This is a genomic window from uncultured Caulobacter sp. (assembly GCF_937900395.1).
Lineage (GTDB): Bacteria > Pseudomonadota > Alphaproteobacteria > Caulobacterales > Caulobacteraceae > Caulobacter.
In genome coordinates this window covers 1-15,358 of record NZ_CALCDX010000229.1, presented here as the reverse complement: position 1 = coordinate 15,358, position 15,358 = coordinate 1, and the positions used below count along the sequence as shown (strand labels likewise).

18 protein-coding genes are annotated in these 15,358 nt (G+C 67.9%); 13 read left to right on the top strand and 5 right to left on the bottom strand.

Annotated features, from left to right (window positions below):
- From Q0379_RS20450 to Q0379_RS20425, 6 genes are all read left to right on the top strand, one after another.
- Positions 1 to 468 (top strand): ABC transporter permease subunit (locus tag Q0379_RS20450; protein WP_299016077.1); only part of this gene is annotated, 468 nt, incomplete at its 5' end.
- Between the two features lie 150 nt (positions 469 to 618).
- A complete protein-coding gene (locus tag Q0379_RS20445) occupies positions 619 to 966 on the top strand; it encodes a hypothetical protein (RefSeq protein ID WP_299016074.1) in 348 nt (115 codons plus the stop codon).
- An 82-nt stretch (positions 967 to 1,048) separates the two neighbouring features.
- Complete coding sequence (locus Q0379_RS20440; protein WP_299016071.1) at positions 1,049 to 1,867, top strand: MetQ/NlpA family ABC transporter substrate-binding protein; 819 nt, start codon at positions 1,049 to 1,051, stop codon at positions 1,865 to 1,867.
- A 195-nt stretch (positions 1,868 to 2,062) separates the two neighbouring features.
- Complete coding sequence (locus tag Q0379_RS20435; RefSeq protein WP_299016068.1) at positions 2,063 to 2,779, top strand: GntR family transcriptional regulator; 717 nt, start codon at positions 2,063 to 2,065, stop codon at positions 2,777 to 2,779.
- A gap of 205 nt (positions 2,780 to 2,984) precedes the next feature.
- Positions 2,985 to 5,369 carry a TonB-dependent receptor gene (locus Q0379_RS20430; RefSeq protein WP_299016066.1) on the top strand — a complete coding sequence of 795 codons (2,385 nt, stop codon included), beginning with the start codon at positions 2,985 to 2,987 and terminating at the stop codon, positions 5,367 to 5,369.
- 168 nt (positions 5,370 to 5,537) lie between these two features.
- Complete coding sequence (locus tag Q0379_RS20425) at positions 5,538 to 6,815, top strand: MFS transporter (RefSeq protein ID WP_299016064.1); 1,278 nt, start codon at positions 5,538 to 5,540, stop codon at positions 6,813 to 6,815.
- 66 nt (positions 6,816 to 6,881) lie between these two features.
- On the opposite strand, the gene Q0379_RS20420 is transcribed toward Q0379_RS20425, so the two are convergent.
- A complete protein-coding gene (locus tag Q0379_RS20420) occupies positions 6,882 to 7,574 on the bottom strand; it encodes a TorF family putative porin (protein WP_299016061.1) in 693 nt (230 codons plus the stop codon).
- A 274-nt stretch (positions 7,575 to 7,848) separates the two neighbouring features.
- Entirely contained in the window at positions 7,849 to 8,670 is an 822-nt protein-coding gene (locus Q0379_RS20415) for an SDR family NAD(P)-dependent oxidoreductase (RefSeq protein ID WP_299016059.1), read from the bottom strand.
- 88 nt (positions 8,671 to 8,758) lie between these two features.
- Here Q0379_RS20415 and queF point away from each other — a divergent pair, with 88 nt between their 5' ends.
- Positions 8,759 to 9,214 carry a preQ(1) synthase gene (queF, locus tag Q0379_RS20410; protein WP_066685985.1) on the top strand — a complete coding sequence of 152 codons (456 nt, stop codon included), beginning with the start codon at positions 8,759 to 8,761 and terminating at the stop codon, positions 9,212 to 9,214.
- A 216-nt stretch (positions 9,215 to 9,430) separates the two neighbouring features.
- Here queF and Q0379_RS20405 read toward each other — a convergent pair whose 3' ends face one another.
- Positions 9,431 to 9,721 carry a hypothetical protein gene (locus tag Q0379_RS20405; RefSeq protein WP_299016047.1) on the bottom strand — a complete coding sequence of 97 codons (291 nt, stop codon included), beginning with the start codon at positions 9,719 to 9,721 and terminating at the stop codon, positions 9,431 to 9,433.
- Between the two features lie 38 nt (positions 9,722 to 9,759).
- Positions 9,760 to 10,377: a nitroreductase gene (locus Q0379_RS20400; RefSeq protein WP_299016044.1), complete on the bottom strand. Its 618-nt coding sequence runs from the start codon at positions 10,375 to 10,377 to the stop codon at positions 9,760 to 9,762.
- Between the two features lie 98 nt (positions 10,378 to 10,475).
- On the opposite strand from Q0379_RS20400, the gene Q0379_RS20395 reads away from it, so the two are divergent.
- The 4 genes from Q0379_RS20395 to Q0379_RS20380 all read left to right on the top strand — a co-directional run bounded on the left by Q0379_RS20395 (position 10,476) and on the right by Q0379_RS20380 (position 13,717).
- On the top strand, positions 10,476 to 11,081 hold the full coding sequence (locus tag Q0379_RS20395) for an NUDIX hydrolase (RefSeq protein WP_299016041.1): 606 nt from the start codon (positions 10,476 to 10,478) through the stop codon (positions 11,079 to 11,081).
- Positions 11,082 to 11,183: 102 nt separating this feature from the next.
- The gene (locus Q0379_RS20390; RefSeq protein ID WP_299016038.1) at positions 11,184 to 11,984 is read left to right on the top strand and encodes a hypothetical protein; all 801 of its coding nucleotides are present in this window, start codon (positions 11,184 to 11,186) and stop codon (positions 11,982 to 11,984) included.
- Between the two features lie 97 nt (positions 11,985 to 12,081).
- A complete protein-coding gene (gene cysE / locus Q0379_RS20385) occupies positions 12,082 to 12,921 on the top strand; it encodes a serine O-acetyltransferase (RefSeq protein ID WP_299016035.1) in 840 nt (279 codons plus the stop codon).
- 10 nt (positions 12,922 to 12,931) lie between these two features.
- Positions 12,932 to 13,717 carry a glutaminyl-peptide cyclotransferase gene (locus tag Q0379_RS20380; RefSeq protein WP_299016032.1) on the top strand — a complete coding sequence of 262 codons (786 nt, stop codon included), beginning with the start codon at positions 12,932 to 12,934 and terminating at the stop codon, positions 13,715 to 13,717.
- A gap of 206 nt (positions 13,718 to 13,923) precedes the next feature.
- Here Q0379_RS20380 and Q0379_RS20375 read toward each other — a convergent pair whose 3' ends face one another.
- Positions 13,924 to 14,094: a hypothetical protein gene (locus Q0379_RS20375; RefSeq protein WP_299016029.1), complete on the bottom strand. Its 171-nt coding sequence runs from the start codon at positions 14,092 to 14,094 to the stop codon at positions 13,924 to 13,926.
- Between the two features lie 72 nt (positions 14,095 to 14,166).
- Here Q0379_RS20375 and Q0379_RS20370 point away from each other — a divergent pair, with 72 nt between their 5' ends.
- Both Q0379_RS20370 and Q0379_RS20365 read left to right on the top strand, forming a co-directional pair.
- Complete coding sequence (locus Q0379_RS20370; RefSeq protein WP_299016026.1) at positions 14,167 to 15,132, top strand: LysR substrate-binding domain-containing protein; 966 nt, start codon at positions 14,167 to 14,169, stop codon at positions 15,130 to 15,132.
- 19 nt (positions 15,133 to 15,151) lie between these two features.
- Positions 15,152 to 15,358 carry a DUF3126 family protein gene (locus Q0379_RS20365; RefSeq protein ID WP_013078225.1) on the top strand — a complete coding sequence of 69 codons (207 nt, stop codon included), beginning with the start codon at positions 15,152 to 15,154 and terminating at the stop codon, positions 15,356 to 15,358.

The following is a 15,358-nucleotide window of genomic DNA, read 5'->3' as shown; positions in this document are numbered from 1 at the left end:
CTGCGCTCGGTGCCGTTCGTGATCCTGCTGATCGTGATGATCCCGCTGACCGTGGCCCTGGTCGGCACGTCGCTGGGCGTCGCCGGCGCGATCCCGCCGCTGGTCGCCGGCGCCGCGCCCTTCTTCGCCCGCCTGGTCGAGACCGCCTTGCGCGAAGTCGACAAGGGCGTGGTCGAGGCCAGCTTCGCCATGGGCGCCAAGCGGCGACAGGTGGTGCTGGGCGCGCTGCTGCCCGAGGCGCTGCCGGGCCTGATCGCGGCGGCGACCGTCACCGCCATCGCCCTGGTCGGCTACACCGCCATGGCCGGCGTGGTCGGCGCGGGCGGTCTGGGGGATCTGGCCGTGCGCTTCGGCTACCAGCGCTTCCAGACCGACGTGATGATCGTGACCGTCGTGCTGATGCTGGTGCTGGTCCAGGTTCTGCAGATGGTCGGCGACGCGGTGGTGCGCCGCGTCTCGCACAAATGATCCTCCTCCCCCGTGCAACGGGGGAGGTGTCGGCGTAGCCGACGGAGGGGGCGTAAATCGGCGGAAAGCGCCCCCTCCGTCACGCCGCGTATTCGCGGCGCGCCACCTCCCCGCCTTGCGGGTGAGGAGGATTGCGGCCAAGAACGCGTCATGACCGAGAATACCAACCAAGCTGAAACCCACTGGGACCCCGCCTTCGCCGAGGCCCTGATCGGCAAGACCCTGCTGATGAACCTGACCTTCCTCGACGACGACGGCGAGGTCCTGGAGCGCCAGCAGTTCTTCGGCGTGGTCATCGACGCCGACGAGGGGGAGGGGATCACCCTGGACCTGCTAGGCGAGCATGACGGCGACACCTACACGCTGCCGCCGCAGACCTCGGCGATCAAGGCGGCCGAGCCCGGCGTGATCAGCCTCTCCGGCGATAAGCCCGACTTCGTCGCCAGCTGGATCATCCACGGCGCGCCGGAGCCGGAAGCCGCGAACGATATCGACTGAGCGCGGGCTGGCGGACCTGCCAGGAAATCTGATTTCCTCCGATCGTCGTATCAGGGCAAAAGCCTACCCGTTCGATGGTCTTATGGAGCCGTTCATGGTCGCCCGCCGCGCTGTTCTCGTCCTCGGTCTCGCCGCCATTACGCTCGCCGCCTGCGGTCCGAAGACGCCCAAGGCCAGCGACCCCAACACCCTGACCGTGGCCGCCACCGCGATCCCGCACGCTGAGGTGCTGGAATTCATCAAGCCGAAGCTGGCGGCCGAGGGGCTGAATCTCGAGATCAAGGTCTTCAACGACTACGTCCAACCCAACGTTCAGGTGGCCGAGAAGCGGATCGACGTCAGCTATTTCGAGACCCTGCCGTATCTGGAGACCTTCAATCGCGACAAGGGCACGAACCTGATCCCGATCCAGGGCGTCCATGTCGAGCCCATCGGGACCTATTCGGCCAAGTGGAAGTCGATCGCCGAGGTGCCGACCGGCGCGACGATCGCCATTCCGAACGACGCCAGCACCGAGGGGCGGGCCCTGATCCTGCTGGCCAAGAACGGCGTCATCGGCCTCAAGGACCCGACGAACGCCCTGTCGAACCTGAAGGACATCACCAGCAACCCCAAGGGTCTGAAGTTCAAGGAGCTGGAGGCCCCGTCGCTGCCGCGCGTGCTGAACCAGGTCGACCTGGCGGTGATCAACACCAACTACGCCCTCGACGCCAAGCTGAACCCCAGCAAGGACGCCCTGATCATCGAGGACAAGACTAGTCCGTACGTGAACTACCTGGTCGGCCGTCCGGACAACAAGGACGACCCGCGGGTCAAGAAGCTGGCCGCGGCCCTGACCTCGCCCGAGGTGAAGGCGTTCATCGAGAAGAAGTACTCGGGCGCGGTGGTCCCGGCGTTTTAGGGGAGACGACGAAGCTGCTCCCCCGCGATGCGACGGAGCTGTCACGGAGTGACTGAGGGGGCTAACGGGCTCATGTCCAGCTGGCCCCCTCCGACCCTTTGGGCCACCTCCCCCGCCTCGCGGGGGAGGATCTAGTGTCTAGTCACCTCTAACATTTCACCGTACCTATCAGCGCTCGCATGCCTCGGAGCCTCCATGGCCTCGCCTACGCTGAAATCGCCCGCTGGCCGTCGGCTGGTGCTGGATGTCGCCAATTCCTCGGGGCTCGACGACTGGGCGCCCGAGCTGCAGAAGACCAAGGTCTATGAGCGGATCCTGCTCGACCTGATCCTGGGCGAGCTGAAGGCCGGTTCGCGCCTGGACGAACAGTCGCTGGCCGCCCGCTATGAGACCGGCCTTGCCGGTGTGCGCGACGCGCTCGGCCGCCTCGCGCTGGAAGGCCTGGTCATGCGCCGGGCCCGATCGGGCACCACCGTCGCGCCGCTGGACCTCGTCGAACTGCGCCAGGGCCTCGAGGCCCGCGTGCTGATCGAGCCGCATTGCGCGGCCCTGGCCGCCCGCAACGCTTCCAAGGCCGAGGCCCAGGCGATGTTCGACATCTTCGCGGGCGGGGAGGAGGCCGCTCGGATCTGCGACTTGCCGGCCCTGGTGGCTATGGATCTGCGCTTCCACGCCGCCGTCGCGCGCGCCTCGGGCAACCTCGCCTTGGCCCGCATTCTCATTCCGCTGCAGCACAAGGCCGCGCGGTTCTGGGTGTTCTCCTTCAACGGCGCCAGCGAGCAGGAACTCATCGACGAGATCGAGGAGCACCGCGAGGTCGCGCGCGTGATCGCCGGTGGCGACGTCGAGGCCTCGCGCCGCGCGATGCTGCGGATCCTGGACGTCCAGCCCGAGGCGCAAGGGCGGGCCTAAGGGGCTGATACGCGCCTGAAGCGCGGCCAGTTTAGTGATGCGCGCTTGCGTCGCGACTTCCCCAGCGTGACCTGAGACCTCTCGGCCACAGTCGCTCTATAATCTCCTCTAAAATGTCAGAAGGCATTTTGACGAAGATCAAGCGATCCCCAGATAACGGCGCGTGACCGCCGAGCTTTCCGCCCCGGCGACGAGGTGAGAGCCGATGCCGTCTCGACTGTTGATGCTGTCTGTCAGCCTGCTGGCCCTGTCCGCCGCCAGCGCGCGCGCCGAGACCCAGGTGGCTGACCAGGTCGATGCGGTGGTGATCGTGGCGCGAGACAAGGCGGGCCTGCTGGAGAAGGCGCCCAGCCACACGGTGTTCGGGATCGACAAGCCGCTAATCGAGACGCCGCGCTCGGCCAGCCTGGTCAGCGACCTGACGCTGGAGCGCTACGGCGTCCAGTCGCTGGACGGCGCCACCAAGGTCGCCCCCGGAACCCACACCGCCAGCTTCTACGGCGTGCCCGGCTCGCTGAACATCCGCGGGGCGCTGGCCGAGAACTACTTCCGCGGCTTCAAGCGGGTGGAAAACCGCGGGACCTATTCCACGCCGATCGGCGGCGCGGCGCGGCTGGAGATCCTGCGCGGCCCGCCGACGCCGGTCTACGGCGCGGGCAAGGTCGGCGGGCTGGTCAACTTCATCCCGAAGTCTGCGCGCGACGAAGGCCGCTTCCTGGCCGAGCCAGAGGGCGAGGTGACGGTGACCTTCGGCAGCTACAACAGGAAGCTGGTGACCGGCCAGTTCGGCGCGCCGCTCACCCTGGGGCGAGCCGAGGGCGGCGTCTGGGTCTATGGCGAGGCCGAGGACAGCCACAGCTACTACCGAGGAATCTATCCGCGTCACCAGACGCTGGAGGCGTCCGCCGACTTCGACCTCGGAAACGGCTGGAGCACGGCCTTCGGCGGCATGGTCTTCCACAGCGACGGCGACGTACAGACGCCTGGCTGGAACCGCCTGACCCAGGACCTGATCGACCACCGGACCTATGTCACCGGGCGCGACACGACGCTGAAGGACGCCAACGGCGACGGCAAGATCACGCCGAACGAGATCGGCGCCTATCCCTACGCCAGCGCGCTCTATCTGCCCTACTATGGCTATCCGACCACGGACGCGGTCCACACGCTGGATGTCGGCGTCGGGACGACCAAGCTGGACCGGCGGACGGTCTATATCAGCCCGGCGGACTTCTCGAAGACCAACACCCAGACCCTCTATTTCGACCTCGCCAAGGACCTGGGCGGCGCGCGGTCGCTGACGCTGCAGCTGTTCCACGATCGCCAGGACAACAAGCGCTTCGTCTCCTACGGCTATCCCTCGGCGATCGACGCCAAGGTCAGCGAGGTGCGCCTGACCTACGCCTTCCCGACGGAGATCGGGCCGATGCGCGCGCGGACGCTGATGGGCGTATCGCATCGCTGGTTCGAGGGGCGTCGGCGAGAGAGCTACAACAGCGGCCTGATCGCCCTGGACCGTCGCGACATCAGCTTCGGCGCGACCGCCACCGACACGATCGACAGCCCGTTTGACGACGAGCCCGGCGGCGTGCGCTGGGAGAACGACAACCGCTCGACCTGGAAGGAGACGGGCGCCTTCATCACCTCCGACATCGTCGCCGGGCGTTGGAACCTGGTGCTGGGCGGTCGCTGGGACCACTACAAGGTCGAGAGCGAGGACACGGGCTTCCTCAGCTACACGGTCGCGGGCCGGCAGGCGGCGGACCGCAACAAGGCGACCTGGAGCGCCAGCCTGACCTACAAGCTGCCGGTCGGCCTGATGCCCTACGCCAGCTACGCCAAGGCCTCGGCGCTGGAGATGAGCCAGGCGGGCGACATCGCGCCGGGCCTGGTCGCCGACGGCTCGTGGCTGTCGAGCTCGGACCTCTCCGAGGCGGGCGTGAAGTTCCAACTGCTGCGCGGGACGCTGATCGGTTCGTTGGCCGCCTATCGCCAGACGCGCACCCAGATCGCCGGCGCGATCTCGCCGCCGACCGTCCAAGGCCTGCGCTCCAAGGGCGTCGAGCTGGAGGTCCGCTGGCTGGCGTCCGAGCGCCTGTCCTTCACCTTCGCCGGCAACAACCAGCGCACGACGGTGCGGGGGCCTGACACATCGTTCCAGTACATCCCGGCCTACACGGCGGGCGTGTCCGGCGCGCAGGGCTATGGCGGCTCGTACGTGGTCTGGAGCTTCGCCAGCCTGCCGGGACGAAGCGGCGACTACGCCTACACCCTGACTCCAAAATCGGTGCTCAGCCTCTACGGGACCTACACCAGCAAGGGCTATGACTGGGGGCAGGCGGGGGCGACCCTGGGCGTCAGCCATGTCGGCCGCACCGCCGGCACGGTCCAGAACGCGGTGCATTATCCGAGCTATGCGCTGGTCAACGCGTCGGCGTTCGTCGCGCGCGGGCCTTACACTCTGTCGGTCAATGTCGATAACCTGTTCGACAAGTTCTATGTGACACCCGACGCCGACACCTACGCCAACCTTGGGGCCCTGCCCGGCAAGGGGCGGGAGTGGCGGGCCACCCTGAAGCGGACGTTCTGATGCGACCTGACAACCTCATCCTCACCTGTAGCGAAGCGTGCGGGGAAGGTGGCGCGGCGCAAAGCGACGCGACGGAGGAGGCGCTGTCGCCGCTGGACGCCCCCTCCGTCACGATGCGTAACCGCATCGCGCCACCTCCCCCGTTTCACGGGTGAGGAGGAGATTTCGATGACCCAAACCGAAGACCGCTTCCGCCCGTGGCTTCTGCTGGCGGCGTTCAGCCTGCTGCTGTTCCTGATCACCGCCTCGACCTACGGCTCGCTGGGCGTGGTCCTGCCGGCGATGATCGGCGAACTGAAGTGGAGCTTCGAGAAGGCGTTCCTGGGCTTTTCGGTGCTGGGCGTCTTCACCGGCGCCTCATCCTGGCTGCCAGCCATACTGATCCGGCGGTTCGGCGTGCGCGGAACGCTGCTCGCGGGCGCCGTCGTGCTGGCGGGCGGCTTCATCGGGATCGCCAACGCCGAGAGCCTGCTCAGCTACTATGCCGGCGCGGCGGCGTGCGGCGTCGGCTTCCAGATGGCGGCGCTGATCCCGGGCACGCACGTGCTGTCGTCGTTGTTCAAGAAGCGCGCCCTGCCGTTCGGGATCTATTTCACCTTCGGCTCGCTGGGCGGGGCGGCCGGGCCGTGGATGGCCCTGACCCTGATGGCCGACAGCGGCGGCGACTGGCGGCTCTATTGGGTCGTTCAGGCGGCGCTCGCGGCGGCGGTCGGTCTGGTCTGCGCCCTGATGGTCGGCGGCTCCAAGTGGCTGGCGGCGGCGGCGCACGAGGTTGATCTCGAGGTCGAGCAGGAGGCCCGCGAGGCGCCCGCCACCGCCCGCGTCTACCGGACTTCCTATGAGTGGACCGTCGCCCAGGCGCTGCGGACCCCGCAGTTCTACGTGCTCGTGGCGGCCTATTTCAGCCACCTGCTGGTCGGGGTGACGGTGGCCAGCGTCTCTGTCACCCACCTGACGGAGCTGGGCGTCGCCGCCGGCGTGGGCGCTGTCGCGGCGGGCGCCGTGGCGGCCAAGATGCTGAGCCTGGAGTCGCTGATGCAGACCCTGGCGCGGCTGGGCGGCGGGGCGCTGGGCGACCGGGTCGATCCGCGATGGCTGCTGGTCTTCGCCCAGGGGATGCTGGTCGTCGGCCTCTTGGCCCTGGCCAAGGCCGCGAGCCCCACCCTGATGCTGGTCTACGCGATCGGCACGGGCGTGGGCTTTGGCCTGACCGTCCTGACCGTCACGGTGCTGCTGCTGAACTATTACGGTCGCCAGAACAATCTGGAGCTCTTCTCGCTGACCTGCCTCGTCGGCGCGGTCTCGGCGGCCGGACCTTTCGTGGCCGGGGCGATGCGCGACCGACTGGGCGGCTTCGCGCCGACTTTCCAGCTGTTCGCGGCGGTGACCGCGGTGGTCTTCCTGGCGGTTCTGGTGATGCGCCCGCCCAAGGCGCCGACGGCCTAGCCCTAAAAGAAAAGCCGCCCCGGCGAACCGAGGCGGCTTCCTTTGTCCACCCTTGGAAGACCAGCCTTAGAAGGCGGCCTTCAGGCTGACCACAAAGCGGCTGCCGTAGATCTTGCCCAGACCGTGTTCGTCGGTGTCGTGATAACGCAGGTCCAGGCCGAGCTTATCGGTCACCGCGTAGGTGGCGCCGATGTTCCAGGTCGCGTAGTCGCCCGTCGACTTGTCGAACTCTTGGTGACCCAGGGCGGCGCTGACGGTCAGCTTGTCCATGACCGGGATCGCGCCATTGACTTCGTAGTACAGAGCCTTCCCAAGGTCGGTCGAGTATTCCGGCGAGTAATAGGCGGCGAGGCCGACGGTGGCCGGGCCGATCGAGCGCGAGGCGGCGGCTTTCACTTCGAAGTAGCTGTAGGCGCCCGGCGCGCCCTTGTCCTTGGTGTAGCTGTAGTACAGCACGCCAAGGTCAAGCGAGGTGTCGCCCACGGTCGGGCGAACGCCAGCGTAGAAGTCGATTTCAGCGCTGGGATCGTTCGTCCCGAAGTCGACGTTCGAAGCCCACACGCCCGCGTAGCCGATGCCGTAGGTGGCGTCGACGCCGCCTTGAACCGCCGGGTCTTCCTGGGTCTGGCTGACGCCGCGGAAAACGTAGTCGCTGGTCACGCCGATATTGTACGAGAGCTTCAGCTCATCGGCCATCGCGGCGCCGCTCAGGGCGACCGTGGCGGCGGCGGCGGCCAGCGCAATCTTCATGGCTTTCATTGTGTTATCCCCTTCTGTGTGTCGTCTCCCGGGTTGGTTCCCGAGACCCCGACGCGCCTGCGAGCGCATGTGCGTCCCCCGCTGATTAGCGGTGCAGGCGCCTTTAGTTGCAATCGAGGCGAGCGAAGCGCCAGTGAGAAGGGCGCCTGCCGCCTAAAGTTTGGGCGCAGTGTGACGATTTTGCTTCAGAACGTACGCCGATACCCAACAGGCGACGGAAGGGCGAATCGCGCTTGTCGTGTGGCGTGGGCGCCGTTCCTCGAACATGAGTCGCTTATCGCATCCCCAGGCTGGCGCCGCCCAGGTGCAGGCCGGCGTCGACCAGCAGGGTCTCTCCCGTGACGTGGCGCGAGGCGGGTGAGGCTAGGAAGATAGCCGCGCCGGCCACGTCCTCGGCGGTTGAGGCGACCTTCAGCGGCGTGGCCGCGGCGGCTCCGGCCCGCAGGCGATCGACCCGTTCGGCGTCCATGGCCTTGCCGAACCAGGGCGTATCGATGAAGCCGGGGCAGATGGCGTTGACGCGGATGCGGGGGGCCAGGGCGCGGGCCAAGGACAGGGTCATGGTCGTCATCGCGCCCTTGGACGCCGCGTAGGGCACCGACGAGCCATTGCCGACGACGCCCGCGATCGAGGCGGTGTTGACGACGGCGCCCGGCGCGGGCGCGGCCTCCAGCAGCGAGCGGGCCGCGCGGACCATCTGGAAGGCGCCGACCACATTGACCGAATAGAGTCGCAGGAAGTCCTCGGCGTTGACCGCGTCGAGATCGGCGTGGTTCGGCGCGAACTTGGTCACCCCGGCGTTGTTGAACAGGGCGTCGATGCGGCCCGTCGAGGCGGCCGCCTCGGCGATCTTCCGGCAATCCTCGTCCTTGGCGACGTCGCCCTGGACCAGGGTCGCCTTTGCCCCTTCGGCCTCGACGAGGCGCGCGGTCTCCTCGGCCTCCTCGGCGCTACGGGCGTAGTTGACGACCACGAGGCCGGCGCCGCGCCGCGCGGTCTCGACCGCGATCGCCCGGCCCAGGCCCGTGGAGGCTCCGGTGATCACCACGGTGAAGCCTTCGAAGTCCCGTCCCAGCATCGCATCTCTCCCGAACACTTGTTTGGGAGATTTGTAGCGAGGCGCGCGTGGCTTGTCTCCGGGCCCCAGTCTTGTCTTGAGAAGGGGGGAGGCCTAAATCGCGCCGATGACCGATCTCAACGTCACCCAGCTGGGCCGCGTCGTCGATGCGCCCGACAGCCCCGAAGCCGCCGTCCTCGAGCGCGTGCCCAACCCGCAGAGCGACGTGCTCTACCTGGCCCGCTTCGTCGCGCCGGAGTTCACGTCGCTGTGCCCGGTCACCGGCCAGCCCGACTTCGCGCATCTCGTGATCGACTACGCCCCGGGCGACTGGCTGATCGAGAGCAAGTCGCTGAAGCTCTATCTGACCAGCTTCCGCAACCACGGCTCGTTCCACGAGGACTGCACGGTCAAGGTGGCGCGCAAGATCGTCGAGATCGCCCAGCCCCGCTGGCTGCGCATCGGCGGCTACTGGTATCCGCGCGGCGGCATCCCGATCGACGTGTTCTGGCAGACCGGTCCCGCGCCCGAAGGCCTGTGGGTCCCGGATCAGGGCGTCGCGCCCTATCGCGGTCGGGGTTGAGCTAGAGCTTAGCTAACCAACCCGCCTTTGAAGCAAGAATTCGCCTTCCTGGGCCCTGTGCCCAGGACCCATGTCGGCGGCGGGCTTGGATGCTGAGGATAGCTGGCGCGGAGAGACCCAGGTCTTCAGTCGCGTTCAACAGCGGCGGAACGATGGGTCCTGGGCACGGGGCCCAGGAAGGCGGGAACTTGATCCCTGAGTGGATATCGATCCGTCCTAGGCCTTCGACAGCCTGCGCCGGTTGGCCCGCACCTTGCGGCGCAGGTGGGCCAGGGAGCCGGACGCGATCGCCGGTCCGCTCGCGCCGAGCTTCCCCGTGGCGGCCATCGTCTGCAGCGCCAGGCCGGCGGCCAGTTTCTCGCTGACCATCAACTGGGCCTCGGCCTGGGCCGCCGCGCCGCCAGCGGCCAGCTTCATCATGCGCAGGCCGATCACGGCCGACGCCTCCATCCCCAACGCCCAGCTGTCGAAGGCCAGGGTCGTCCAGGGATCCTTACGTCGCGCCATGGGCTTTCCTTCCGTGCCAGCGCTTCAACGCCTGGAGGCTAGTTCGGGCTCCAGTAACTGGTCAGGGCCGTCGCGTCGGGGCGCTGACGCTCCTGCGGCTGCTCGGTGGTCGCGCCGATATAGAGGTAACCCGCGACCTTCTCGTCCGGGCCGCAGCCCAGGATGTCCAGCGCGCGCGGATCGTAGCTGTACCAGTCGGTGATCCAGTTGGCCCCCCAGCCCTGGGCCGAGGCCGCCAGCAGCAGCTGATGGCACACGGCGGCGGCGCTCTGGCGCTGCTCCCATTCCGGGATTTCACCGGGCAGGTGGCGCGAGATCACCGCGACGCAGACCGGCGGGTTGGTCAATTTGCGCAGGGCGGCCGTCGCCTTGGTCGGGTTGGCTTGGCTAGGGGCGAGGGCGGTGATGCGCTCGGCGAAGACGGCCTTGGCCTCGCCTTGCAGCACGATGAAGCGCCAGGGCGCCAGCTTGCCGTGGTCGGGCACGCGCACGGCCAGACGCAAGAGATCGGCCAACTGCGCCTTGTCCGGTCCCGGCGCGGTCAAGGCCATGGCGCTGGCCGAGCGACGCCGCGCCAGGAAGGCGATGGTCTCGGGCGACGCCTCAACCGGCAGGGTTTCGCCAAATTCGGGAGCAGGGGGGACGGAACCGGCCAAGGCGGCCTCCTCATGGGCGTTGCGGCGTTGTAAGCCCGTTCAGTTAGGCCTCGCGCGGCCCCGATGGAACCGGAGGCCGCGAAAAATCTGGAGCGTCCATGTCCGACAAGCCCGCCTGGCTGAAGCCGCACGGAAAGCCTTGGGGCGTGTCGTCCAGCCAGGTCGTCTATGACAACCCGTGGATCACGGTTACCGAATACCAGGCGATCGCGCCGACCGGGCGGCCGGCGCTGTACGGCAAGATCGGCTTCAAGAACCAGGCGATCGGCATCGTGCCGCTACACGAGGACGGCACGGTGACCTTGGTCGGCCAGAACCGCTTCTCGCTGGCCAACTACAGCTGGGAGCTGCCCGAAGGCGGCGCGCCGCACGGCGAGGACCCGCTGGACGGCGCCAAGCGCGAACTGGCCGAGGAGGTAGGTCTGCAGGCGGCCGACTGGCGGCCGATCCTGCGCATGGAGCTTTCCAACTCGGTCACCGACGAGATCGCCTACGGCTTTCTGGCCATGGACTTATCTCCGACCGAGACCGCGCCGGACGAGACCGAGGACCTGGCCGTGGTCCGCGTGCCGTTCCGCGAAGCCTTGGACGCGGCGGTCGCCGGTCATATGCCCGACGCCATCACCGTGGCGCTGCTTTTGCGGACGCATCTGATGGCGGTCCGGGGCGAACTGCCCGCCGAACTGGCGACGCGAATGCTTTAGCGCGCCGGCGCTTGGCGAATTGATCCTGATCGTGTCGCGCGGACGCGTTCCGGTCCAGAAGCGGCCCTCGCACGGAGTCGCCGCCGGACCGGAAGGACAGTCATGACGCTATCGCCCCACCTCACGCCGCAGAGCCTGGTCGGCCGCCGGTTTCCGCCCGACGTCTTCGGCGACGTGAAGGTCGCCCTGGTCGGCTACTGTCCGCCGCCCTCGGCCCTGGATCGCTATGATCCGCAGCGCGTGGAGGGGCAGCACTTCATCCACCTGTCGCCCGACAGCGTACGGATTCTGACCCACGGCGAGCGCCAGTTCCTGTCGCTGGCCCACGTCTATGGCGGCCCGGTGTCGAGCTCGACGGCCGAGGAGCTGGCCTATTACGGGATCGAGCTGGTGCTGGCCTATGGCTTGGCCGGCGGGCTGGGGACCGGCGACATCGCGATGGGCGACTTTTATCTCGCCGAGGACACCCTGGCGGCCGACGGCACCACGCCGCACTACACCGGCGCTCGCATCCTGCGCGCCGACCAGAGGCTGATCGACGCCGCGTTGAAGCTCTGGCCCGGTCCGGCGCCGCTGAAGCCCGTCCGCGTGGCCACGGGCGATGCGATCTATCGCGAGTACGATCCGATGCTGGACGCCTACCGGCTGGACGGCTGCGACATCGTCAACCTGGACTGCGCTCACCTCTACGCGGCGTCGCAGATCAATTCGTCGGGCCGCAAGATGCGCGCGATCCAGTGCGGGGTGATCTCGGACGTCGTTCCGACCGGACCGGAAGCCGAGTCCAGCAGCACGCTTTCCGCCATGCTGGCCGGCGGCGAGGAGGGGCTGAACCCCTTGGAACGGACCGGCGACATCGTGTCTTTCTTCATCGAGACCTTGACGCCGGCGCTTTTGCCCTGATCTGAGCGGGGCGCGCCCGAACGTTCCGTTCGGGTTTTGTGGAGCATTTGGTCTATAGATGCTGCACGCGCCCAGCCTGCTGGGGAGGGAGAGCCCGATGGCCAAGCACTTGGAAGTGGTGACCCCCGAGACGGAAACCCCCGTCTGGGTCGCCCTGCGCAACCAAGCCGAACACGCCGCCAAGGCCGAGCCGGCCCTGGCCTCGCTGCTCAACGCGGTGATCCTGAGCCATGACAACCTGGCCGACGCCCTGACCTTCCAGCTGGCGCGCAAGCTGGGCGACCAGGAGATGCGGGCGATGACGGCGCGCGAGTTCGCCGCCGACGCCTTCAAGAGCGACCCCTCGATCGTCGAGGCGGCCGAGGCCGACCTGAAGGCGGTGTTCGAGCGCGACCCGGCCTGCAAGGGCTATGTCCAGCCGTTCCTGTTCTTCAAGGGCTTCCTGGCGCTGCAGACGCACCGCGTCTCGCACTGGCTGTGGACCGAAGGCCGCGAGACTCTGGCCTTCTACCTGCAGAGCCGGGCCAGCGAGGTCTTCCAGGTCGACATCAATCCCGCCGCCAAGATCGGCAAGGGCGTGTTCATCGACCACGGCACCGGCATCGTCATCGGCGAGACCGCGGTGGTCGGCGACGACGTCTCGATGCTGCACGGCGTGACCCTGGGCGGCACCGGGGCCGAGCGCGGCGACCGCCACCCCAAGATCGGCAAGGGCGTCCTCCTGGGCGCCGGCGCCAAGGTGCTGGGCAACATCACCGTCGGCGACTACGCCAAGATCGCCTCGGGCTCGGTGGTGCTGCGCCCCGTGCCGGCCCATTGCACCGCCGCCGGCGTGCCCGCGCGCCTGGTCAATTGCCCGACCTGCGAAGAGCCGGCCAAGACCATGGACCACACCCTGGCCGAGACGGTCTACGCCGCCGGCGACTACGTGATCTGAGTTTCATCCCTTGGGTCACAAGCGTCTTAGCCTCGGCGGCCTGCTGCTGTGCGCCGCCCTGGCGTTCGGCTCCGCCGTTTCCGCCGCGCCCGCGCCGGTGGGTGGCTACACGATCGTGCGCAGCTATGCTCACGACACGGCCGCCTTCACCGAGGGCCTGTTCTATCGCGACGGCTTCATCTTCGAGAGCACGGGGCTGGCCGGCCGCTCGTTCATCCGCAAGTGGAACCTCGAGACCGGCGCGGTCGAGCAGGAGCGGCTGATCGACAGCCGCTATTTCGGCGAAGGGATCGTCGACTGGAAGAACCGGCTCTACGAGCTGACCTGGACCAACGAGATCGGCTTCATCTACGACATCGACAGCTTCGAGAAGGTCGGCGAGTTCAGCTACCGGGGCGAAGGCTGGGCCCTGACCCGCGACGACAAGCGGCTGATCATGAGCGACGGCACCTCGTTCATCCGCTTCCTGGATCCCGAGACGCTCAAGGAAATCGGCCGCATCGAGGTCACCGACGACGGCGTGCCGGTGCGAAACCTCAATGAGCTCGAATGGGTGAAGGGCGAGCTGCTGGCCAATGTCTGGCAGACGACCCGCATCGCCCGCATCGACGTGAAGACCGGCAAGGTGCTGGGCTGGATCGAGCTCTCCGGCCTGCTGAAGGAAGCCGGGGTCACCGGCCAGCGCGACGACGTGCTGAACGGCATCGCCTACGACGCCGCGGGCGACCGCCTGTTCGTCGCCGGCAAGCTGTGGCCGAAACTCTTCGAGATCAAACTCACCGCGCCGAAGCGCTAGAGAAGCGCTTTTCAGGCTATCGCTCGCCAAATAGCCAGCCTTCCTGGGCCTTGTGCCCGGGAAGGCGGTTTTGTCTCGCCAGCGCGGAACCGTGTTCGGGGGACGGCGTTTACCTATCGTCCGCCCCCCTACGCCCCCCCGACCTAGTGGGCGGACCTGAGCCCCGGTCGCGCGAGACGCCGCCGGGGCTCAACCCTGTCTGGGGCTCAGCTTTCCCGCAACGCCTTGGCGCACGACACCGTGGGCGGCGTCTTCGAGGCCATGGCCCGCGCGTCGCGATCGGGCCGGTTCACCAGGCCCAGGATCGCCGCTGTCCAGATGACCAGCAGCGCCAGGACCTGAAGCAGGGTGATGCGGGATGGAGGGGCAGGGGGCATGTCCGCCTTATCCCGCGATTGCGCGTCGCCGGATAACGACTTATCCGTCAGCCTTCTGTGAGGTTTTTTCACATGGCTCGCCGCAACCTGCCGCCGCTGAACGCCCTGCGCGCCTTCGAGGCGTTCGGACGTCACGGTCGCATGACGCTAGCGGCCGACGAGCTGTGCGTGACCCATGGCGCGATCAGCCGCCAGATCCGGCAGCTGGAAGAGCACCTTGGCGTCGCCCTGACCGAGGGGCCCCGTACGCGCCTGCGCATGACCGAGGCGGGGCTGAAGCTGGCCCAGGCGCTGTCACCGGCCTTCGACCAGATCGAGGCGGCCGTGCCACGACCGGCGGAGGCCGGGCCGAGGCCTCTGGTGGTCTCCTGCCTGCCCACCTTCGCCATGAAGTGGCTGATCCCGCGCCTGCCCCGCTTCCAAGCGGCGCACCCCGATATCCCGGTGCGGGTGGCCGAGTCGAACGGCCCCTTCGACTTTCGCGAGGACCAGATCGACCTGGCGATCCGCATCCGACGCGCCGGTGAGCCGGACTATCCCGACTCCGTCTCCGACCCGTTCATGCGCCACTATCATGGGCCGGTCATGTCGCCGGAGCTGGCGGCCGGCGGGGTGGCGGATTTCGACCGGATCTGCGCGGCGCCGCGCCTCCTGACCCGCACCTATGTCCAGAGCTGGAGCGACTGGATCCGCGACATCGGCGCCGAAAACCTCCCGCCCGCGACCAGCGAGCAGGAGTTCGACCATTATTTCTACATGCTGGAGGCCGCCGCGGCGGGCCTAGGCGTGGCGATTGGCCCCTGGGCCTTCGTGCAGCGAGACCTCGCCAGCGGCCGCCTCGTCGCGCCGCTTGGCTTCGCGCCCGGTCAGACCTGGATCGCCGCCCTGACGCCGCGCGAAGGCGCTCCGGAGCGGACGCTTCTGTTCCGCGATTGGCTCGTCGCCGAGGGGGCGTCCACACCTCTTCCGCCGGAAGCGCTTGCCAGCCGCGCGGCGGACGCTAGTTTCGCCTCGAGAGACGCGCCCCGGGCGCTCTAGCTGAAGACAAGGATCCCCCGTGGACGCCAACACCATCGCCAAGATCGAAAAGCACCTGAAGCGGACCTTCGGGAACCCGCACATCCAGCTGAAGCCGCGCCCCAAGCAGAAGGACTCGGCCGAGGTGGAAGTCGCCGGCGAGTTCATCGGCGTCATCTTCCAGGACGAGGACGAGGACGGCTCGTTCATGTTCGAGATGGCCATCCTGGCCGAAGACCTGGACTAA

Excerpts from the sequence above, each read along its gene's own strand:
- Q0379_RS20445 (WP_299016074.1), top strand. The coding sequence starts at position 619 with ATGACCGAGAATACCAACCAAGCTGAAACCCACTGGGACCCCGCCTTC.
- Q0379_RS20375 (WP_299016029.1), bottom strand. The coding sequence starts at position 14,094 with ATGCCCCCTGCCCCTCCATCCCGCATCACCCTGCTTCAGGTCCTGGCG.
- queF (WP_066685985.1), top strand. The coding sequence starts at position 8,759 with ATGACCGATCTCAACGTCACCCAGCTGGGCCGCGTCGTCGATGCGCCC.
- Q0379_RS20425 (WP_299016064.1), top strand. The coding sequence starts at position 5,538 with ATGACCCAAACCGAAGACCGCTTCCGCCCGTGGCTTCTGCTGGCGGCG.
- Q0379_RS20390 (WP_299016038.1), top strand. The coding sequence starts at position 11,184 with ATGACGCTATCGCCCCACCTCACGCCGCAGAGCCTGGTCGGCCGCCGG.
- Q0379_RS20405 (WP_299016047.1), bottom strand. The coding sequence starts at position 9,721 with ATGGCGCGACGTAAGGATCCCTGGACGACCCTGGCCTTCGACAGCTGG.
- Q0379_RS20430 (WP_299016066.1), top strand. The coding sequence starts at position 2,985 with ATGCCGTCTCGACTGTTGATGCTGTCTGTCAGCCTGCTGGCCCTGTCC.
- cysE (WP_299016035.1), top strand. The coding sequence starts at position 12,082 with ATGGCCAAGCACTTGGAAGTGGTGACCCCCGAGACGGAAACCCCCGTC.
- Q0379_RS20435 (WP_299016068.1), top strand. The coding sequence starts at position 2,063 with ATGGCCTCGCCTACGCTGAAATCGCCCGCTGGCCGTCGGCTGGTGCTG.
- Q0379_RS20370 (WP_299016026.1), top strand. The coding sequence starts at position 14,167 with ATGGCTCGCCGCAACCTGCCGCCGCTGAACGCCCTGCGCGCCTTCGAG.
- Q0379_RS20395 (WP_299016041.1), top strand. The coding sequence starts at position 10,476 with ATGTCCGACAAGCCCGCCTGGCTGAAGCCGCACGGAAAGCCTTGGGGC.
- Q0379_RS20420 (WP_299016061.1), bottom strand. The coding sequence starts at position 7,574 with ATGAAAGCCATGAAGATTGCGCTGGCCGCCGCCGCCGCCACGGTCGCC.
- Q0379_RS20440 (WP_299016071.1), top strand. The coding sequence starts at position 1,049 with ATGGAGCCGTTCATGGTCGCCCGCCGCGCTGTTCTCGTCCTCGGTCTC.